Origin of the sequence: Pseudomonas savastanoi (genome assembly GCF_020917325.1) — a bacterium.
In the GTDB taxonomy this organism is placed as follows: Bacteria; Pseudomonadota; Gammaproteobacteria; order Pseudomonadales; family Pseudomonadaceae; genus Aquipseudomonas; species Aquipseudomonas amygdali.
In genome coordinates, this window is sequence record NZ_CP076652.1 from 2,524,565 (window position 1) to 2,545,516 (window position 20,952).

17 protein-coding genes and 1 pseudogene are annotated in these 20,952 nt (G+C 56.3%); 4 read left to right on the forward strand and 14 right to left on the reverse strand.

Annotation, left to right across the window (positions count from 1 at the left end):
• Window positions 1-873, reverse strand: a complete 873-nt coding sequence (locus tag KP808_RS10975) for an ABC transporter permease (protein ID WP_058401156.1) — start codon at window positions 871-873, stop codon at window positions 1-3.
• Window positions 870-1,898: an ABC transporter ATP-binding protein gene (locus tag KP808_RS10980; protein ID WP_058401157.1), complete on the reverse strand. Its 1,029-nt coding sequence runs from the start codon at window positions 1,896-1,898 to the stop codon at window positions 870-872. The genes KP808_RS10975 and KP808_RS10980 overlap by 4 nt, the downstream gene beginning before the upstream one ends.
• Window positions 1,899-2,139: 241 nt before the next feature.
• Here KP808_RS10980 and KP808_RS10985 point away from each other — a divergent pair, with 241 nt between their 5' ends.
• The 3 genes from KP808_RS10985 (at window position 2,140) to KP808_RS10995 (ending at window position 6,734) form a co-directional block, all read left to right on the forward strand.
• Complete coding sequence (locus KP808_RS10985) at window positions 2,140-2,979, forward strand: IclR family transcriptional regulator (RefSeq protein WP_058401158.1); 840 nt, start codon at window positions 2,140-2,142, stop codon at window positions 2,977-2,979.
• 202 nt (window positions 2,980-3,181) lie between these two features.
• On the forward strand, window positions 3,182-4,801 hold the full coding sequence (locus KP808_RS10990; RefSeq protein ID WP_058401166.1) for a methyl-accepting chemotaxis protein: 1,620 nt from the start codon (window positions 3,182-3,184) through the stop codon (window positions 4,799-4,801).
• Window positions 4,802-5,174: 373 nt separating this feature from the next.
• Window positions 5,175-6,734: a methyl-accepting chemotaxis protein gene (locus KP808_RS10995; protein WP_407692676.1), complete on the forward strand. Its 1,560-nt coding sequence runs from the start codon at window positions 5,175-5,177 to the stop codon at window positions 6,732-6,734.
• A gap of 62 nt (window positions 6,735-6,796) precedes the next feature.
• On the opposite strand, the gene KP808_RS11000 is transcribed toward KP808_RS10995, so the two are convergent.
• From KP808_RS11000 to KP808_RS11020, 5 genes are all read right to left on the reverse strand, one after another.
• Complete coding sequence (locus KP808_RS11000) at window positions 6,797-7,759, reverse strand: class I SAM-dependent methyltransferase (RefSeq protein WP_122258211.1); 963 nt, start codon at window positions 7,757-7,759, stop codon at window positions 6,797-6,799.
• A gap of 65 nt (window positions 7,760-7,824) precedes the next feature.
• Complete coding sequence (locus KP808_RS11005; protein WP_058408423.1) at window positions 7,825-8,529, reverse strand: YoaK family protein; 705 nt, start codon at window positions 8,527-8,529, stop codon at window positions 7,825-7,827.
• Between the two features lie 50 nt (window positions 8,530-8,579).
• Window positions 8,580-8,807, reverse strand: a complete 228-nt coding sequence (locus KP808_RS11010) for a hypothetical protein (protein ID WP_002553778.1) — start codon at window positions 8,805-8,807, stop codon at window positions 8,580-8,582.
• Between the two features lie 130 nt (window positions 8,808-8,937).
• A complete protein-coding gene (locus KP808_RS11015; RefSeq protein ID WP_002553777.1) occupies window positions 8,938-9,279 on the reverse strand; it encodes an FKBP-type peptidyl-prolyl cis-trans isomerase in 342 nt (113 codons plus the stop codon).
• Between the two features lie 150 nt (window positions 9,280-9,429).
• Window positions 9,430-9,711 carry a hypothetical protein gene (locus KP808_RS11020; RefSeq protein ID WP_002553776.1) on the reverse strand — a complete coding sequence of 94 codons (282 nt, stop codon included), beginning with the start codon at window positions 9,709-9,711 and terminating at the stop codon, window positions 9,430-9,432.
• A gap of 651 nt (window positions 9,712-10,362) precedes the next feature.
• Between KP808_RS11020 and KP808_RS11025 the strand changes: the two genes are divergently transcribed.
• Complete coding sequence (locus KP808_RS11025; protein ID WP_057403377.1) at window positions 10,363-11,931, forward strand: TerC family protein; 1,569 nt, start codon at window positions 10,363-10,365, stop codon at window positions 11,929-11,931.
• A 70-nt stretch (window positions 11,932-12,001) separates the two neighbouring features.
• Here KP808_RS11025 and KP808_RS11030 read toward each other — a convergent pair whose 3' ends face one another.
• The 7 genes and pseudogenes from KP808_RS11030 to tssI form a co-directional block, all read right to left on the reverse strand.
• Window positions 12,002-12,577 carry a GNAT family N-acetyltransferase gene (locus tag KP808_RS11030; RefSeq protein ID WP_230018424.1) on the reverse strand — a complete coding sequence of 192 codons (576 nt, stop codon included), beginning with the start codon at window positions 12,575-12,577 and terminating at the stop codon, window positions 12,002-12,004.
• 56 nt (window positions 12,578-12,633) lie between these two features.
• Entirely contained in the window at window positions 12,634-13,377 is a 744-nt protein-coding gene (locus KP808_RS11035; RefSeq protein ID WP_058428103.1) for a hypothetical protein, read from the reverse strand.
• A gap of 165 nt (window positions 13,378-13,542) precedes the next feature.
• Window positions 13,543-13,830 (reverse strand): annotated as a pseudogene (locus KP808_RS11040) (hypothetical protein); the annotation flags it as partial.
• A gap of 92 nt (window positions 13,831-13,922) precedes the next feature.
• The gene (locus KP808_RS11045) at window positions 13,923-14,606 is read right to left on the reverse strand and encodes a permease (protein WP_230018426.1); all 684 of its coding nucleotides are present in this window, start codon (window positions 14,604-14,606) and stop codon (window positions 13,923-13,925) included.
• A complete protein-coding gene (locus KP808_RS11050) occupies window positions 14,603-18,001 on the reverse strand; it encodes a toxin VasX (protein WP_230018428.1) in 3,399 nt (1,132 codons plus the stop codon). The genes KP808_RS11045 and KP808_RS11050 overlap by 4 nt, the downstream gene beginning before the upstream one ends.
• Window positions 17,991-18,872 carry a DUF4123 domain-containing protein gene (locus tag KP808_RS11055; RefSeq protein ID WP_230018430.1) on the reverse strand — a complete coding sequence of 294 codons (882 nt, stop codon included), beginning with the start codon at window positions 18,870-18,872 and terminating at the stop codon, window positions 17,991-17,993. Before KP808_RS11055 ends, KP808_RS11050 begins: the two co-directional genes overlap by 11 nt.
• Window positions 18,869-20,902, reverse strand: a complete 2,034-nt coding sequence (tssI, locus tag KP808_RS11060; RefSeq protein WP_230018432.1) for a type VI secretion system Vgr family protein — start codon at window positions 20,900-20,902, stop codon at window positions 18,869-18,871. The genes KP808_RS11055 and tssI overlap by 4 nt, the downstream gene beginning before the upstream one ends.
• Window positions 20,903-20,952: the final 50 nt, after the last annotated feature.

Consider the following 20,952-nt stretch of genomic DNA (forward strand, 5'->3'; position numbering starts at 1 on the left):
TCATTCCCCCAGAGTTTTTTTGTAGCGGCCTTCGATCATGCGGTTCCAGGACAGCATGACCAGCAGGTTGACCAGCAGCAGCGCCACCGCCAGGGTCGCGCCCATCGGCCAGTTGAGTTCCGAGAGGTACTGGTCGTAGATCACCGTAGCGACCATCTTCAAACGTCGACCACCGAGCAGGCCGGGAATGGCAAACGAACTGGCGGCCAGGCCAAAAACAATCAGCGAGCCGGACAGCACGCCGGGCATGACTTGCGGCAGGACGATCAGGCGCATGACTTTCGCCTGACTGGCACCCAGCGACAGCGCGGCCTGTTCTGCGGTGGGGTCGAGCTTTTGCAACGATGTCCAGACCGGAATGATCATGAACGGCAACATCACGTGGACCAGCGCGATGATCACGGCGAACGGGGTGTACAGCAGTTTCACCGGTCGACCGCCAATGAACTGGATGGCCTGATTGATCAGGCCGTCTGCCCCCAGCAGCAGGCTCCAGCCGAAGGCCCGGACCACTACCGAGATCAGCAGCGGCGTGAGGATCAGAATCAGGAAGATCGAGCGCCACGGTGTGCCCATGCGGCTCAGAATGTAGGCCTCCGGCACGCCGATCAGCACGCAGAGCAACGTCACCAGCGCGCTGATCCAGAAGGTGCGCAGGAAGATTTCATAGAAATACGAGTCGGTGACAACGGCCATATAGTTGGCCAGCGTGTAGCTGTCGCTTTTCACCCCGACCTGATAGTCGAACACGTTGAACGACAGCAGCAGCGTCAGGCCCAGCGGCAGCACCAGCAAGCCGATATACAACGCCAGTGCCGGGGCTGACAGCCAATAACCGCGGCTACACTGACGCATTTCGCTCATCAGACTCATGCGCGCACCTCGTCGGCGTCCAGCACGCGCAGCAATTCGGCTGGCCAATCCATGCCGACCGCAGCACCTTGTTCCAGCGGTGCCTGGCCGTCGTTGCGACGCACTACGGTTATTTCGCCGATGCCGGTTTGAATGCGATACAGCCACTGGCTGCCGAGAAAGTAACGCGTGACGATACGTCCCGACAGCTGTCCGCAGCCGGGTTCGACCAGATCAATTTTTTCTGGACGCAGGCTGAGGGTCAGCGTGCCATCGCCGGGTAGCAGGCGGATCTGCGGGTTGCCGCTGCTGTCCGGGTCACCCTGCAGCATATTGGCTTTGCCGACAAACCCCGAGATAAAGCGCGTGCGCGGGTGTTCGTAGAGTGTGTAGGGCTCGTCGATCTGCGTGATACGCCCGGCCTGCATGACCACTACCCGATCACTGATCGACAGGGCTTCGGCCTGATCGTGGGTAACCATCAGCGTGGTGATGCCCACTTCATTCTGAATACGGCGAATTTCGAACTGCATCTCTTCGCGCAGGTTGGCGTCCAGGTTGGACAGCGGTTCATCCAGAAGCAGCACCGGCGGCTCGATCACCAAGGCTCTGGCCAGCGCGACCCGCTGCCGTTGCCCACCAGACAGCTCGCGCGGGTAGCGCTCGGCATGCTGAGCGAGACGAACCAGCTCCAGCACCCGGGTGACACGCTGTTGCAGCTCGGCAGCAGGCACCTTGCGCATGCGCAGGCCAAACGCAACGTTGTTGGCCACGGTCATGTGCGGAAACAATGCATAGCTCTGAAATACAACGCCCAGACCCCGGCTGCTGGGCTTGGCATGGGTAATGTCGCGGCCGTCGAGCACTATGCGCCCGTCACTGACTTCAACGAAGCCGGCGATCATTTGCAGAGTGGTGGTCTTGCCACAGCCGGAAGGGCCGAGCAGTGAAACGAATTCGCCCTTGTCGACGGCCAGGTTGGTGGCAACGACCGCGTCTATGGAGCCGTAACGTTTGGAGAGACCTTCGAGCTGCAGAAATGCCATGCCTGCTTCCACCTGTGTGCATGCGCGCCGAGGCACGCGTTTGTCATGGGCAGATGCGAAATGAAGTCATGCAGTTCTGTGGACGTTGGTGCTCGCTCTGAGTCGGCTACCGATGATTGTTCAAATCGCCCCTGTGGACTGAGAGTAGGGCGAAGGCTAGGATGGGCTCAACAAGGAATTTCACTGAATAACATCTTTCTTTGAATTAGTTCTTTTAGTGGAAAAATAGCGAGATATATTCATGAATAATTCCACTGATCGGAATACTGCTTCTGCAGAAGTGGGCGTCGGCGCTGTGTCGCGTCTGTTCGCCGTATTGCGTTGCCTGGGCGATTGCGACGAAGGCGGCGAGCGGGTCACGCAACTCGCCCAGCGTGTCGGGCTCTCGCAACCCACCACGCACCGCTTGCTGCGCAGCCTGATGGATGAAGGCATGGTCGAGCAGGACCTGCTCAGCAAGCGCTATCGGTTGAGCATCGAATTCTTTGCACTGGCCGCCAAGGCGGGTAACACCGGCAATCTGCGCGACGTCGTGCGCCCCAGTCTGTTACGCCTGTCTGCATCGCTGGGCGATTCACTGTTTCTGCTGGCACGCAGTGGTTTTGATGCGATCTGTCTGGACCGCAGCGAAGGCCCGTACCCGATCCGTACGTTCACCGGCGACATTGGCGGCCGCGTTGCGTTGGGTGTGGGGCAGGGCAGCCTGGCGATTCTCGCGTTTCTTCCCGAGGACGAGCGGGAAACGGTGATTGCCTACAACCTGCCACGGCTCAAGGATTTTCACCTGTACGACGAAGTGTTTCTGCGTTCAGAGGTCGAAAACGTGCGCCGCCTCGGCTACGCCGGCCGCAACACCGGCGCGTTACCGGGCATGGCCGGGCTGGCCGTGCCGATCCTGGACCGCAGCGGCCGTGCAGTGGCGGCGCTCAGCGTGGCAACTATCTCCGACCGCTTGGGGCCTGACCGCCTGATGACCGTGGTGGAGCTGCTCAAGCGTGAAGCCACGGCCATCAGTGCCAGAATCAATCCCTTCGATCCTTCGCTGCGACGGCCCAGTCAGGTATTCGGGCAGGCGGATTAGATCTTTTACTCTCTTTTTGGCGTTTTTTTGACGTATTTCTGACATTTATACCGACTGTCGCTGTTTTTAAAGAAAAATTGGCGCAAGCCGATGATGATCTCATAGAGCACACGTGCCGGGCTGTCTGGCTCGGCCGTAAGGGATGAAGCTCGTCATATTCTGCGTGCTGACGCAGACCCGCTTTTCTCCAGAGATCATCATGATGTCGAAATCCCTGAGGCTCCAAATCCTTGGCTTGCTTGGCGGCAGTCTTGTACTGGTGCTGATCATTGCGCTGGCCTGTTTCAACTTCCTGTCCGGTAACGTGCAGTCCTATCGCAGTCTTCTTGAAGGTCCGGTCCGTGCCTCGCAGTTGGTTGATGAGGCCAACCTGCAATTCAAGGTTCAGGTCCAGGAGTGGAAAAACGTTCTGTTGCGCGGCAAGGCATCGGCAGACCGCGACAAATTCTGGGGGCAATTCGAAGAGCAGGAACGCAAGGTGCAAAGTACGTTGGGCCTGCTGGCAGAAATGGAAGGCACCGATCAATCGTTGAAAAGCCAGGTGCAGGCACTGCAGCAGGCGCACCGCACATTGGGCACTGCCTATCGCACTGGCCGTGATGCATTCATCGCGGCGGGCAACGATGCTTCTGCTGGCGACGCCGCAGTCAAAGGCGTAGACCGTCCGACGAGCGAGCAGATGGCCAGCCTGGTTGATCAACTGCACAAGTCCAGCGATGCCCAGTCGGTTGCAATCAGTCAGCAAGCTGACCGCACGATCCTGACTGGTGCCGTTGTAATGCTGGTTTCTGCGCTGCTGGTAGGCCTGCTTGCCCTGTGGATTGTCAATCGCAATCTGGTTGCGCCGATTCGCATGCTTATCGAATACGTCGCCCAGTTGAGTGAAGGCAAGTTTGCTGCACGCGTTGACGTGACGCGCCAGGACGAACTCGGCCGTCTGGCCGTCGCAGCGAACACGCTGCGTGATTTTCTGGCAGATACTTTCAGTCGCCTCAAGCGCAGTACCACCGACCTCGATACTGCTGGCGGCGAGCTGAATGCCATTGCTGAGTTAATGGCTCAGGGCACTCACGAGCAATTTGAGCGTACCGATCAGGTCGCTACCGCGATGACCGAAATGTCCGCTACTGCCCAGGAAGTTGCCCGCCATGCGGCACATGCTGCACGGGCTGCGGATGAGGCTGACCAAAGCGCGCAGGACGGTGAGAAAGTCATGCAGTCGACCATCGCCACCATCACCCGGATGCGCAGTGAGATTTCCTCGACGGCCAACGTCATTCAGCGCCTTGAAACAGACAGTGGTCGTATCGGCAAGGTGCTTGAGGTGATTCGCGGGATCGCTGATCAGACCAATCTACTGGCGCTCAATGCCGCCATCGAGGCTGCGCGGGCAGGTGAAGCCGGGCGCGGTTTTGCCGTGGTGGCTGACGAAGTCCGGACATTGGCACAACGTACCGCCGTGTCCACGGCCGAGATCAATCAGATCATTAATTCGGTGCAGACCGGCGCAAGCGACGCGGTGCAGGCTATTCAGGGCGGTCAGGCGCGCAGCGAAGAGAGTGTCGAGCAGGTTACGCATGCCGGCGCGACACTGCAGCGCATTACCGTGGCAGTCGAGAATATTCGCGACATGAATCGCCAGATAGCGACTGCTGCCGAAGAGCAGACTTCTGTAGCAGAGGACATCTCGCGCAACCTGACTGAAATCACCGCAATCGCGGTGACCAATCAGGACAACGTCAAACGTACCCAGAACGCCAGCCATGAACTGAAAGGCCTTTCAGCTGGCCTTAACGATGTGATCTCGCGCTTGAGCGCGTGATCCGCTTAACAGTGTTACCGCTCTCCGGTCATGGAGAGAGGTAACACTGCAGGTGTTATTTGTCAGTATAAACAGAGCATCAAGCGTTACGGGATTTACCCTGATGAGGTAGTAATACTAAAAGTATAGTCTCAACTGAAAAGTCTGACTATTGGTGGGTTTAAAGCACTATTAAAGGCGTTATGTGGCGTCAGGAGTTTTTGCACTAAACAGTAGTTTTTTTATTTTTAAATCATTAAAGTGATGTCGGGTCGCCATCATTTTTGCATGGTTCCCGCCCTACCGTTGTGACAGCAAGGGGATCTATAAAATGCCAATAAGAAATATAGGTTTGAACTTGAGGGCGCTTCTCAGCTTCGGCATTATTTGCCTGCTGCTTGCCGGGGTTGGCACGAACGCAGTCTTTAAAATGAACGGGTTACACCAGTCCGCCGACCAGTTGCAGACAGACTGGCTGCCCAGCGTCAGACAGGCTGGACGCATAGAGACGGCGGGCCTGTTGTATCGCCTCGACGCGCGACGTTTTGTGATGGATGACCAGCGGCAGTCGCCGGAGTCTGTCAATAAGCTGAACGGATTGAAGAACGCCTTACTGCAAACAGCCGACACTTACGGCTCGCTGGTGTCGAGCCCACAGGAAGAACAGGTCTGGAAACAAGTCAAAGCCGATGCACTGGCCTACAGCGACAAGATCGACCAGCTGGTTGAACTTAGCAAAAGCAAATCCGACAGCGAACTATTCGTATTTATCCGTGATGTTACCAGCCCGCAGGCGAAGGCCTTGCAATCATCTATAGAACAATTGATCGAAGTCAACGTCAAGGGTGCAGAGCAATCAGGGGCCATAGCAGACAAAAACTATGAAAGTGGACTAACCGTCACCCTTACACTTGTTGTTCTGGCCGTGATTATTACCTTGATTGTTGCCACTTTATTCACCCGCAGCATCGCCAGACCCGTTCAGGCATTGCTCGAGTCGACACGCAAAATCGCCGAGGGCGACTTGCGTACCACGGTGGAAGTCAACGGGGCCGATGAGCTGACCGAACTGCAAAAATCCACCGCAACCATGCTCTCTAGCCTCAAGGGCACCATTCAGCACATTTCCGATGCTTCGGGCCTGCTGGCGTCGGCTGCTGAAGAAATGAGCTCCATCACTCAGGACTCCACACAAGGTATCCAACGCCAGACAATGGAAACCGAGCAGGCCGCCACGGCGGTCAACCAGATGACCGCAGCCATTGAAGAAGTTGCACGCAATGCGGTCGCTGCTTCGACCTCCACGCAAGCCTGTGAAAAGTCTGCGCAGACCGGCCAGGATTGCGTCGGCCAGACCATCGCTGCGCTGGAAAAACTCAGTACCACAGTGGACAAGACCGGCGTTGAAGTAGAGGGACTGGCCCATCAGGCGCAGGATATCGCCAAGGTGGTCGATGTCATCCGCGCGATTGCCGAGCAGACCAATCTGCTGGCGCTCAACGCCGCTATCGAAGCCGCCCGCGCGGGTGAACAGGGTCGTGGATTTGCCGTGGTCGCCGATGAGGTCAGGGCGCTGGCCCATCGTACTCAGACGTCTACCCAGGAAATAGAACAGATGATCCAGGGTATACAGAAAAACTCCAGCGGTGCCGTCCAGTCGATGAAGCAGAGCAATGCGGAGACCGACGCGACGTTGCTGATCGCTCAGCAGGCTGGTGTTGCAATCAAGGAGATCACCACATCGATCAGCCACATCAATGAGCGCAACCTGATGATTGCAACGGCTTCGGAGCAGCAAGCGCATGTTGCCCGCTCTGTCGATGAGAACCTGGTGAGCATTCGCGATTTGTCAGTCCAGAGCTCTTCTGCCTCCAGCCAGACCTCCACAGCCAGTCAGGAGCTGTCCCGCCTGGCTGTGGATCTGAGTCGCCTGGTATCGAGGTTTTCAGTCTGATCCAAACCCGGTCCGAGCACGGGCCCCTGTTTTGAAGGCTTGATTGAAAGTCGTTACGGGGTTCACGCCCACCCTGTGCGACTCAAGCCTTCAGCCTTGAACACCAAAGCCTTCAGGCCGCCATCGACCCGCGCATCCGGGAATTCCGGCGGGTTCTCCAGGCGTTGCTCGAAGCGCAGGCACGGTGCCTCGATTGCCGTGTGCTGAATCAGAAAGTCCGGCCCCAGTGCCGGATCGTTCATGCATGCCAGCACCGAACCGTCTTCATCCAGCAACTCTGGTAGACGGCGCAGGACTCGCTGGTAGTCCTTGTCGAGCATGAAGCTGCCTTTCTGGAAAGACGGCGGGTCAATGATGATCAGGTCATAAGGGCCGGAGCGGGTGACCTTGGCCCATGACTTGAACAGGTCATGCCCGAGAAAAGTCACCCGGCTCAGATCCTGATCATTGAGCCGGTGATTCTCACGACCGCGATTCAATGCCGCGCGGGCCATGTCCAGGTTCACCACATGGTCTGCACCACCGGCAAGGGCTGCGACCGAAAAGCCGCAGGTGTAGGCGAACAGATTCAGGATGCGCTTGCCTTTTGCCTGGGCCTGCACCCATTCGCGGCCATAGCGCATGTCCAGAAACAGACCGCTGTTCTGCTTCTTGCCGAAATCGACTTTATAACGCAGGCCATTCTCGGTGATTACCCATTCATCGACGACCTCGCCGGTCAGCCATTGCGTAGTGCTTTGCGGCAAATAGCGGTGTTGCAACAACAGGGTATGGGCCTGACTTTGTCGCCACTGCGGCGTGTCGATCAACTCGTTCAACAGCTGCGTCAATGCTGCCAGTTCGGGCTCAAGAGGCTCTTTGAACACGGAGACCAGCACCACGCCCTGCATCCAGTCGACGGTAATGTGCTCCAGCCCCGGCCATACGCGACCACGACCATGAAACAGGCGGCGGGTTTCAGTCGGAACGTTGTTCAGGGCGGCGAGTAGATGCTGTTGCAGGATGGCGAGTGCTTCAGGGGTCATGACGAAGGTCGGTTATGAAAGGCGGCGTATGGTAAACGTATTTCAGCAGATGGGAATCGCAGGGTTCAGCGTGGCATGTATTGGCGTTGCCAGCGATGCGGGATTTTCAATGAAACCAGCCCCAGCAATGCCGACAGGCTGCCGCTGACCAACAGGGCATTGAGCCCCAGGCGTTGTTCAAGCATTGCGCCGATGACCGCCCCGATGAACATGCCAACCCACGGCACCAGTTGCACGCGCCAGCCCTCCCGGCGCTCGCCCAGTATCCAGCGGCCAAGGCCACGCCCGAAACGCGACAGCGCGCCGGTTACGTAGGTCAGGCCGACCGGCAGCCCGTTGACCTGTTCCACGGCGGCGTTAAGCATGCCCATCGCCAGAATGGCCCAGATCAGTGCGAGCATATTGCTTTCCAGCGGCCATGCGGCTGCGGCACACAGCAGCGTGGCGATCCCCAGCAGCAGGGGCAGGGCGCGCCGACCGCCAAGCCGCGCAACGACGACACCCAGCGCATTGCCGGCAATAAAGGCGAAGATGGCCAGCGCCAGGCGAAGGGTCACGCTCAGGTCGCCGGCACTGATCGCGACGGCAAGCCGGGTGGTGTTGCCACTCATGAACGAAACGAAGTCGCCGGTCGCCATGAAACCGATGGCATCGGTCATGCCGGCCAGTACCGACAGGCTTGCGACCAGACACATTCCAACCCGGCCCCGCCATTTCTGCATGTGCAGGTGCCTGGGGCTGGCGCTGATTCTGGCGGGCTGTGGCAGCATCGAAGGCCCTCTGGACCGATGGAAGTGCGTCTGATCGTTGGTTCAGCAGTTCATAGTGGCTTGGCGCGTACGATTCGCTTGGCCCTGACCTCATCGGCATAGGCCTTGAGCTGATCGGCATCGCTGTAAAGGCGGTTGACCATCTGCAGCACTGCCGTAACGTCGACATCTTTCATTTGTGAGGCGAGTTTGAGAATTTCTTCCGCCGTGTTTTCCAGATTGGTTGCTGTCCCTTTCAAGTGCCGCTTCAGCTCCTGAGTCGACTTATTGAGCGCCATACGTGTTCCTGTGCCAAGACCTTGAATTCCATACCCGGAGCATGGCTTTTTCCGCGATAACAAGCAATCAGGCTTATGCCTGTCAGCCAGGGTTATCGGCCGATTCAAGGCGATCTGCAAGGCGGCTCGCTCAATCGTCGCGGGTCAGCACTTCCAGCAGCTCTATTTCAAACGTCAGGTCGGCACCCGGCTTGATGTGCGCGCCCATCGTTCTGTCGCCATAGGCCAGATGGGCAGGCACGAACAGTTTGCGTTTACCGCCCACCTTCATGCCCATAAGGCCCTGATCCCAGCCCTTGATAACGCGTCCGGTGCCGATCACGCACTGAAACGGCTTGCCACGCTGGTGAGAGGAATCAAAGACAGTGCCGTCTTCGAGGGTTCCGGTGTAATGCGTGGTGATCAGCGCACCTTTGACCGCTTCCTTGCCTTCGCCGGGATGCAGGTCGGTAATCTGTAATTCTTTGCTCATTACAAGGCTTCCGTTTAAAGCGCGCTCAATGAATGGCGCGAGCGGGCATTTTCGCAGCGCTTTCTCGCAGAAAAGCATGCCTGTGACAAGCGGGCGAAACGAAAACGGGGAAGCTTTCGCTTCCCCGTCGTATTCCGATTGTGTCGTTCGTCAGAGATTCTGCGAACTGACCACCATCGCCTGGGCGATATTCTCTTTCTGCTCCTGGGTGAAACCGTCCCAGATATTGGTCTTGGCGTAGTAACCCAGGCCAGCCAGGCAGTAAAGGCTGAGGGTCAGAACGATGACGATTGAAACAAAGGTCCAGCGGCCTTCGTCATCGTTTTCCCGAGTGAAGCTGCGGGAATAGTTGTCCTCGGCGCTGCGGAAGAACAGCGCGGACGACAGGCGCTTGAGCCATTGGAACAAATGAACGACGACGATACGCAGCATGGGAATCACCTCAAAGGTTAAAAGAAACGGGTCGTCCGCGATACCGTTCACCGGCATCGGGGTACAAAAGCTGAAAACGAAAAAAGCCCGTCTATGACGGGCTTTCTTTTTATGATTCTGGTCAGGGGGCAGGGGATCGTGCATTCACACAAGTCGCGTTGGACACTGCGCAGGCCTGACGTTATTGCAACATTTTAAAACAAATGATTTGGGTGATCTACCCGGACACTGCCGTTGTCAGACAACTGGTCGTACCTAGAGGTGCGGCAAAACGTCGCTCCGGGTTGAGCGAGGCTTAGGAATACGCCGTGCTTTTGGTCAAGTCTTGTAATACTTATACAAAATACGAAACAGTTGTGTGTATTGTACGATCAACGCCCGTATTGATTTTCAGGACCGTATGAATACCCTCCAGGAGCCTCCGAGTTGCCTTCCCTTCACCGCTGATGGCTGGCCAGTGATATCCCATTCACCAGGCAGGCCGTTTGATTCGAACGCCGGTTTACCCTCTCTCTCGTATTGTAATGGCCCCGACATGCCTGTGCATGGTCGCAAGGTACCTTTGCGCATGGCAATTCATTGCAGTGCGTGGCCAGCTGTGGCCAACGATGAGTTTTCCCGCCATTTTTCTCGTGAGGCTGCATAACTACCATGGAATGGATCGCTGACCCCACGGCATGGCTTGGCCTGCTGACCCTCATCGTGCTGGAACTGGTGCTGGGTATCGATAACCTGGTGTTTATTGCCATTCTGGCGGACAAACTGCCCCCTGAACAACGCGACAAGGCGCGCGTCATCGGCCTGTCGCTGGCACTGATCATGCGCCTGGGCCTGCTGGCGAGCATCTCCTGGATGGTGACGCTGACGGAGCCGTTGTTCGAGATCTTCGACAAGACGTTCTCCGGTCGTGACCTGATCATGCTGTTTGGTGGTGTGTTCCTGTTGTTCAAGGCCACCATGGAACTGCACGAACGGCTGGAAGGCCATGTTGCCCAGCGCGCCGGTAACGCAGGCTATGCGTTGTTCTGGCCCATCGTTGCGCAGATTGTGGTACTCGACGCGGTGTTCTCGCTGGACGCCGTAATCACGGCCGTCGGCATGGTTGAGCACCTGTCGGTGATGATGATTGCTGTGATCTTCTCCATCGGCCTGATGATGATTGCCAGCAAGCCGCTGACCAAGTTCGTCAACAGCCGCCCGACAGTGATCATGCTGTGTCTGGGCTTCCTGATGATGATTGGTTTCAGCCTGACCGCCGAGGGCCTGGGTTTCCATATTCCCAAGGGCTATCTGTATGCGGCCATCGGTTTCTCGATCCTCATCGAGGTGTTCAACCAGATCGCTCGCAAGCGCAGCAAGAAGTCTGCTCATGGCCACCTGCCGCGTCGCGAGCGGGCTGCCCATGCGGTGATGCGCCTACTGGGCGGTCGCAAGCTGGAGTCTGGCGATGTCGATGAGGAAATCACCGACATGCTGGAAGGCGAAAGCAGCGAGCCGGTGTTTGACCGTCGTGAGCGGGTGATGATCAGCGGCGTACTGCAACTGGCAGAGCGTCCGATTCGCACGGTGATGACGCCGAGGGCCGAAATCGACTACATCGACCTGAAAGACGATGCCGAGAAAATCCGCCTGAAACTGATGCACTCGTCCTACTCGCGTCTGCCGTTGATTGGCGAGCGAGGCATCGATGAGCCGTTGGGCTTCGTGCACAAGAAAGAGCTGTTCAAGGAATTGTTGTCCGGCAACGAGCCCGACCTGAAGCTGATGTCGCGCAAGGCAATCAACCTGCTGGAAAGCTTCAGCATCCTCAATGCCCTGGAACAGATGCGCAAGGAGTCGACGCACATCGCCTTTGTGGTCAACGAATTCGGTGATTTCATCGGCGTTCTGAGCATGACCGACATTCTGGAGTCCATCGCTGGCCAACTGCCGGACGCCAGCGAAGTGGAAGGTCCGGACATCGTCAAGCAGGGCGAGGACTTCGTGGTATCGGGTGCCTTGAACCTGAGCCTGATTCGCGAGCGCACCGGCTTCCAGGCCAAGGCCACCGAGGATTATCAGACGCTCGCCGGACTGGTCATGAGCCTGCTGGATCGCCTGCCGTCCACCGGCGATAGCCTGGACTGGCAGGGCTGGAACCTTCAGGTTGTCGGCGTGGAAGAGCGCCGGGTAACTCGGGTGTTGTTGCAGAAACAGCCTGAGGTCGGGGCTGGCAAATAAGCACGGAGCTGTAATAAAAAACGGGGCCTGCTCATGGTGAGCAGGCCCCGTTTTCATGTGTGCGTCGCGCTTACTTTCGACGCGGACGCGACACCACAGATTCGATATTCTTGCGGCCGATCAGCTTGGGCTGCGCAGGTTCTTTGGCCATCGGCGCATCAGCCAGCCACTTGAACATCACCAGACAATCCACCAGCCCCAATCGGGCGTGACGATAAGCCTTGGGCAAACGCCCGACTGTCTCGAAACCCAGCTTGGCCCACAGCGCGACAGCTACTTCATTGCTGGCCACCACCGAATTGAACTGCATCGCCAAAAAACCGCTGTCGCGCGCCAGTTGCTGCGAGTGCTCGCACATCAACCGCGCTACACCACGACCCCGCGCCGCATCCGTCACCATATAGCCGCAATTGCAGAAATGACTCCCCGGACCCGCTGCATTGGCCTTCAAGTAGTAACTGCCCAACAGCTGGCCGTCTTCCTCGGCAATCAGCGTGTGCAGCGGCAGCTCCATCCACAGACTGCGGGCCTGCTCCTGAGTGACGTCAGGTTCGTAGGCGTAGGTTTCCTGAGCGATGACGACAGCCTGAAAGGTGGGCCAGAAGCGCTCAAAGTCTTCCGGGGTCATGGGGCGGATCTGGATCATGGTGGGGCCTTGGTGGGTATGGCTTGAATTCCGGCGTGTACGTTAGCTTGGGTGTGCTACCACTTCCAGGCTTTTTCGGTGAACTCGGCGGTGGAGGGGAGCACTGTGTGGAGAAAATTCAGGTATTTGTTGAATAGTACCTCGTGCTGGAAACGGGCCTCAAAGCCTAGCGTGACGTCAGTGCGGTGCGTGATGATCATGAGGCGTTTACGGTCGACGGTTACAAAGTTGTACTCATCCCAGGGCAGGCTTTGTTCATGATGAATGGGGTTTTCCCAGTTTAGTAGCTTGAGGGCTGCGATACAGGCCATGGCTGCCGGGCCGATCAGGAAGAGCAGTGAGCCGGTGAGGGCGGCTATGAAGACGAATATCAGGATGACGGCTATGGCAATGCCCTTGAAGAAGGACGAGGCGAAGTCGGGGTAATGGAGGTAGTACTCCAGGTGGACGCAGTTGGTTTTTATGGTGTAGTTGTAGATGGTTTTTTGGCGAACACCCAGAGCTATAATGTAAATTGCAGCGCCCGTTAGTGTAACTATTTGGTATAACGAATGCATTGGTTCTTTTGAGTAATAGCACCAGCCTGCCCATAAAATAAAAATCAGCATTGTGGCGCATAAGAAAATTACCCCAAGCTCAGCCAGCAAGGTTTCTTTTGGCGATCTTGCGATGGTTTTTATTGACCAGCTCAAGCTCTCTTTGTCCATGAAATACGGCGTATTATCTTGAGCTTTCTGAAGCTTGCTTGTTGTATTTTCATTTTTCTTTATGTGGGTTTCTGGTTCTTCATACTTGCTCATGTCGTATTATTCCGCAACTAAAATAGTTAAGGTGTCGATCCGGCTTGTCAATTTTACTTCCAGCTCGATGGTATTAAGTGCGTCGGCGGCCGTCCGGCCCTTGCTGTTCAGTTCAAGCTGAAATAAGTAGCCGGCCTTCTGCTGATCCGGCTCCTTAAGGTGATCATCGATCAGCACTGGCGCCGCATCCCTTATCAAGCTCCATGGCGCTTCAACAAATACCGCCATCAACAGATTGAAGCTATACCCCAGTTCATACCTAACCTTGCCAATGTCCTTGGCACTGAAGTCTCCATCCTGCGTAAGGTCCCGGTAAGTGAGCGCGGTATTGATGAAATTGAGCATGACCACGCCCCAGGTGATTGACCCGGCAATCCCTCCCAGTCCATCGATCCAGCGCTTGGCGATGGCTTTGCCGGACTTGAAGCGCAGATGAATCTCGTCCTGCAACCGCTGGTTTATGCAAGCGAGTAGCCATATAGGATGAATATCAGTGATCTCATTGTGCGGCCTTAATGGAGTGCTTATTGAGGTCGGCAACGGGACTACCATTTCCAGGCTTTTTCCGTGAACTCGGTTGTTGGGGGGAGCACGGTGTGGAGAAAGCTCAGGTATTTGTTGAACAGTACTTCGTGCTGGAAACGGGCCTCAAAGCCTAGCGTGACGTCAGTGCGGTGCGTGATGATCATGAGGCGTTTACGGTCGACGGTTACAAAGTTGTACTCATCCCAGGGCAGGCTTTGTTCATGGTGAATGGGGTTTTCCCAGTTTAGTAGCTTGAGGGCTGCGATACAGGCCATGGCTGCCGGGCCGATCAGGAAGAGCAGTGAGCCGGTGAGGGCGGCTATGAAGATGAATATCAGGATGACGGCTATGGCAATGCCCTTGAAGAAGGACGAGGCGAAGTCGGGGTAATGGAGGTAGTACTCCAGGTGGGCGCAGTTGGTTTTTATGGTGTAGTTGTAGATGGTTTTTTGGCGTATGAGCAGGCCTATGAAATACGCAAGATGGCCTCCAAGTGCGAGTATTACGCACACTAGGGAGGACGGGCTGTCTGAAAACATTACCCAGCCTACCCAAATAAAAAGTGAGCTTGCCATTAAATAGAAGGCCGTAAATCCAAGCTGCGTGATCATGATCTCTTTAGGTGACCTTGCGAGGGTTTTAATTTTCCAGGTTAGAACATCTTTGCCCTTCGGCAGATCCAGATTTTTTTTTCTCTGAGTCATACAGGCGTGCCCTCTGCGACTTCCAGGGTCAGAGCGCCAACCCTGCTTGATGTCTTTACTTCAAGTTCAAAAGTAGCCAGGCCGTCAATAGCGGTATCGCCTTTTGTGCCAAGCTCCATCTGAAACAGATAGCTTCTATCGTCTTCGCCAGAATTTAAAAGATTAGCCGGGTACCAGAGTTGCAGCTCAAGGTACGTTGCGTCCTTGTCGAGCGGCACCCAGGTTTCCCAGATGAGGTCTTCGTTTTCGGGCGGCATCAACGGGTAGGTGAAGTCTTCACTCGCCTTGCCAGCAGGCTTGTTGGTTAGCGTTCCGAACTGTTCGGCCTTCCTGAATTGCCCGTGGGCCAGAAAAGCTTCATGCAGAGGGTCGTCTATTTTTTCTACCGGTAGCACTCCCCATGGTCGCTTGCTGCTAATGACATTGAAATGCACGGGCTGCCCGCGCACCAGATTGGGCAAGCACACTTGTACTCCAGCGCCATTTTGTACCGCTACGCTGTAGTGGTCGCCTTTGCCAAGATAACGATTTTCATAATGCACGGTGCTTTTTACATGAACCTGCGGAGATAATTGAATTTCCATCAATGCGCGCACTTCTTCCTGCTCACCTTCCGCAGTCTCAGCGTAGCGATAGTTTAGGGTTCTGGACCAACAGCACTTGCGTAGCCACCAGCCGACACTGTCTTGCTTGAAATAATTCAGGGCCATCGTAGCGATGAGATAAATTAAGCCAGTTGCCAGCAGGGCTACGCTGAACCATGGATTCATCGCGATAATCGTAAAAGCGCTAGCAGGAAAAGTTCCTGCAAATAACTGCGCTGCAGAACCTAATCCCATCAGTAATGCAGAAGACCACTTTATACGAAGTCCATATTCCTCCTCTGATGTTTTAGCTGCGTAAAAATCATCTGTGATATCAAATAGTTCAAGCGTAGCTGCCGCTACCCCAAACCCACCCATCGCCACCATCGAAACCCTGAACCCACGTATCGCATCACCCCAGGTTACATTTCCCTTGGCTTTCCAATACGCACTGGACCTGTCCAGAATTGCCACATTCTTGCCGTCAATCAGCACCGGTTTCGCATCCCTGATCACGCTCCACGGCGCTTCAACAAACACCGCCATCAACAGATTGAAGCTGTACCCCAGTCCATAGGTAACCTTGCCAATATCCTTGGCACTGAAGTCTCCATCCCGAGTAAGGTCCCGGTAAGTGAGCGCGGTATTGATGAAGTTGAGCATGATCACGCCCCAAGTGATTGCCCCGGCAATTCCTCCCAGCCCATCGATCCAGCGCTTGGCGGTGGTCAGCCAGTCTTTCGCCATGGTTTTGCCGGACTGGAAGTGCAGGCGAATCTCGTCCTGCAACTGCTTTGCGTATTGGTTGTTCTGATAGTCGAGCAGGGCGGGGATGCTCAGTTCGTGGACGCGCAGTTTCTGTTTATGGGCGTGCAGGTTGCGAGCGGTGCTTTGGCGTGTGTTGTAGGCATTCGGATATAGCCACCGGCGACGGGTATCGCTGATCTGCTTGTTGAGGACCTGCCACTCGCGTATCCACTGTTTGAGCTTGGTGAATACCTGTTGGTCGACTGCAATACGCGCCTTCGAATCAAGCAAAATCTGGCCGATCAACAGGGTGCGAAGCAATGCGACGATGTTCTGCTGTTTGCCCAGAGCCATGCGGCTGTCGATGGGTACCCAGGCCAGCAGGATACTCTCGAGCGTTGCCTTGCCTGCGCCGCTGGCCAGTTCGCCGAGAGCCTTGAAGGTACCTTGAACAGGTTGCTTCAGCGCCTTCATCCACGGCTTGTCGGCAAAGCCTTTGTGATTGAGGGCGCCATTGAGTTCGCCAATGCGTGTGGCGAGGTTGGTGACGTCGCCGAGGCCGTTCAACAGCGCGTCGGCCTCTTGGTGCAACGCCTGTTTGAGCGCGGGTGAGAAGCCGTAGCGCAAGGTACCAAACAGCGTGCTTGCGTTTGCTTCCTGCTCGGCCAGCCAGGTGGTGGCTGCGCTGTCCTGGGCGTAAATGATCTGCAGGTTGAGCATGATCGTTTGCAGGTACAGCAGCTGTGTCGGGCGGGTGGTATCGATAAACAGTTTGAACGGGGCTGTGCCGATATGTGTTGCCCAGAGCTGAAAATCGCGTTGAGTGTCACGTACCTGTTGCAGCAGTGCGTCTCCGCTTGGCAGATGCTGTTGAAGATACTGGCGCGCGCTGGCCAGATCGACTTCGCGCCGCCATTTGTGGCGATCTTTCCAGGTCTGTGCGGCCTCTTCGGTAGGGACGCTGCCGTAACGTGCTTCGATCGATTTGCGCATGTCCAGGCTCTTGAACATGTCCGGCAGCAGCAGAAAATCTCCGGGAACGTTGCTGCTGCTGATCTGTGCTTCTTCAAGGATGCATTGCTCGAAGTACGCTTCGACCTCGCTCAGGTACTGGTGCGTGCGAGCCGCATTGCCGCGCACCGACGCTGGTAGTTTTTGCGGGTCGCTCTCGGCACCACACAGTCCGGAGACAGTCTGGGCGATCTGGATTTTGTGTTCGTGCCTGGCTTGCCAGTCGCGAAAAGCCGCCTGATCAGCGGCCAGTTGCATGCCCAGATCATTGAAAACGGCCAGTGGGTCATCAAGGGCGATGAGCAGGGAACTGTCCTGATCGTCGACGCTGCCTTGCCAAAAAACATCAGCACCCAGCGGTGCCCATAACGGGCGTGTTTCGGTGTCTTCCGACAGCGGGCGAGCAGTGGGTATTGCCGAGTCAGCGAAACGGCCGTCGTCAATGGCATGGCCCTTGTCGATGTCCGCCACCGCCTCGGCGATACGGTTCAACGGCAGAGTGTCCGGCTCGGCCATGGTGATGCAGTAGCTGGCCAGATCCAGCGCTTTCATCCACAGCGCGCGGCTTGGGGCGCTGGAACGCATGTGCTCGCAAATTCGCCACGTCCATTGCTGCGGGGAAAAGGCGATGTGCAGTGTGTTACGTCTCGGGTAGAGCAGAAAGGGCTCGCCATCACTGGTGCCGCTTCGCTGGTCACTGCCGATCTGCGCGTCCGTCCAGACGATGCGGCTCAGATGGCCGTTGTTTGCTGAAACGACATATTCATGCAGCGTCCCGGCGGTTTCGTCGAACACATAGACGTAGCCGTCGTACAGCTGGCGAAGGGTGTAGCTGCGTGTTGTCAGTGTCGGCATCAGCGCCCATTTGCCCTGTTTCGGCAACGGCTTCAGTTGCTCCGGCGTGACGTCGTAGCGGGATCTATCCAGCGCGTAGCGCACTGGCACGATGGCGACGTTCGGTCCTCTGAACGGGCAAAGGCTGATGGCCGTCGCCGGAGTCTTGGGGAACAGTGCGGCGCGTCGTTGCTGGTGTGTGCCGTGTTTATCGGTCATGCGGGGCATCCCTGTCGTTACGGACTTTTTGACGGTGTTCATCAAGCGCGGCTATGCGCAGTTCCGGGGCCAGGTGCTGATGCTCGGGGTATAAAGTCTGCCAGGAGGTGTAGTGACCTTGTGGCGAGTTGATGAAATCCAGACCCCAGTTGTGGCAGATGTCGGCCCATGTCGCTAATGCGTATTCACTGATAAGTCCCCACGCGAGCCCGCTGTCCAAAGCTTGATTCAGCCAGCTTTCGATCTGATCATCACTTTGCTTCACGAAGGCTTGCGGATCGTGAGCCTTGACCCAGTCATGAATGCGTTCTTCGAACAGCCATCGATAACAGCTTTCAAAGGCTTTCAACTGCGGATCGCACAGCAGAGTGAAGCCCTGCTGAGAGGTTTGTTGCGGACGTTGATTAACAAATGTGGTGATGGTTGAGCCGAGACTACGCTGCCAACTGCGTAAAGGGGATTGGACCCACAGTTGATCTATAGGCCCGAGCGTCGGGCTTAACTGTTCAGCTCCGTAGCTGGATAGCCAGTAATGCATCACCAGCGGATCTGCAAAACGCAGCAGACTTGAGTTACCCAGGTAATCGACCGGGTTCAGAAACTGCTGCAAATGCGCCGAGACGATTTTCAAAGGCGCATCGCTGAAAAAAATGCAGCCGTCGGCCCGCTGTTCAGGATGTTGGTGCCACTCTTCTATCAGTCTGGATGGATAAGGTGCGTGTACAAGTATCGGCCCTAGATCCATGACTCCAGCCCAACGTGTGCCCAGATACAGCGGAACGATCTCAAGATGCTCGTCACGCCGATAAAGCTGCTTTACGGCCCCAGACCGCAACATGCCATCAACCAACAGATAATTGGCATGATTCATTTGTTTGCCTTCTCGGCTGCTTGTGCGCATTCCTCACAAAATGGCGTGCGTTTTATCGCCTGTGTCTGTGCGGGAACCAGCATTTCACCTGAATCGCCCCCATCTGGCTTTACTGCCAAATCTGGCAAGATCGGGGCCGCCTCCGAGCCTTTCCCAGGACTGCCTCCTGAGTTGAGCTTCACCTGCGAGCCGTTGACCGTCACGCCGCCGGCATCGATTTTGATAAAGGAGCCACCGGCTTTGAAGGTGATCTCCAGCCCTGCTTCGATGATCAGCTTGTTACCGGCCTTGAGATGAATTTCCTGCCCGGCGTGTGCCAGTAACCCATCAACTACCCTGATGTGCTGTGTTCCACCCACCGTCAGGTGATCGTCCGCTTTGACTTCGGTCAGCCGGTTGCCATCGACAGTGCAATGCTCCTCAGCCTTGAACTCGCTGTAGCTGTTGCCCTCGACCCGGTCGTGTCGCTCATGACCAACTCTTATTTTCTGCTCGTGCTCGATGTTTTGGTCCCAGTCGCGCTGTGCATGGATGTAGATATGCTCCTGACCAGCCCGGTCTTCGATGCGTAGTTCGTTGGAGCCATTGCCGCCGGGGCTGCTCAGAGTTCTGAACACGCTGCGCGTCTGATGCGCAGGCAAGTCGTAGGGCGGGATGTGTTCGGCGTGGTACAGGCAACCGCTGATCAATGGCTGGTCAGGGTCGCCCTCCAGAAACGTCACCAGCACTTCCATGCCGACCCGCGGAATGGTCATGCCACCGTAGCGATTACCAGCCCAACTGGACGACACGCGCACCCAGCAACTGCTCTTGTCATCGCCGCTGCCTTCACGATCCCAATGAAACTGCACCTTGACCCGGCCATGCCGGTCGCAGTGAATTTCCTGATCTTTCGGGCCAGTAACCACTGCAGTCTGACTGCCGAATATTCTCGGTTTGGGATGGTGCAGAGGCGGGCGATACAAGGCCTGCCAGGTAGTAGCGAAAAAGGTATTGCGATAGCCCTGTTGAAAGTTGTCAGGGCTCTGAATTTTATGTGCGGACTCTTCAAGAACCTGAGGCTGGCGACCCTCGTGACGCACCTCAGTGAGCAACCACCGATCATTCCAGTCCTCGTTGGGGTGTCCATCCAATGGCAGAAAATGACCGCTGACCAAGCGAGGCTGATCGCTTTGACCTTCGCCCAGCCGGTAATCATGGCGGTGGCGTTCAAGGGCTCGATTCGCCCGTTGCAGACCCTGATCACGGTGGGTGAAACCGCCGGGGTAGTCATAGTCCTCAAGATCAGGCTGCGTAGTGATATCCGCCGAACCTTCCATCTTCAGAAGGGGTTTTTCAAAGTGGTAATCGCGTCGAGTGGTGCGGTTGACGCGGGTTTCCAGGCGCAGCTTGAAACGCTTTATGACCGGCTTATCGGCCACCAGGCCATTGTCCCGGCGATAGATCACCGAATCGAGTTTAGGAAACACCATCTGGTTATCGCCAAACACCAGTTGGTGCGCTGTGGGGCTGTGTTCGAAGTGATAGTGCAGACCTTCCTCTTCGCACAGTCTCTGGACGAAATGCAGATCCGACTCGTTGTACTGCACGCAGTATTCCCGTTTGGCGTATGTGGTGCCGAGTTTGAAGCGGTAGTCATTGGTCAGCAGGTGATGTTCTTTCAGTACCTGCGCAATGATCTGCCGCACGGTGCGATTCTGGAAAATACGCTGATTGGTGCGATGCCTGAGCCGGGCCAGATGCGGGCGCAGGGTGATCGAGTAGTGCGTGAGGCGTGTGCCGGAGTCGCCTTGGGATACCTGATCAATCAAGCCATGAATGCCGCCAGCATCTGGCGCGAACTGCAGAAATGCAGGACGATTCAGCAGATCTTCAAGGTCGAGCGACATGCGCTCGCTGACCAGCTCAAGCGTAAAGCAGAAGGGCTTGTTGATGGCCTCATGGCCGGTAAATGAAAGGATTTGAAAGTCATGCTCAAAGCCGTCGACGCTCAGGCTGAAGTAAGGTCGATCAGCGGGGTTCAGCGTCATATGGACCACCGTGCCTAGCCGGTTTATGAAAACCCCGCCGATCCTGTCGG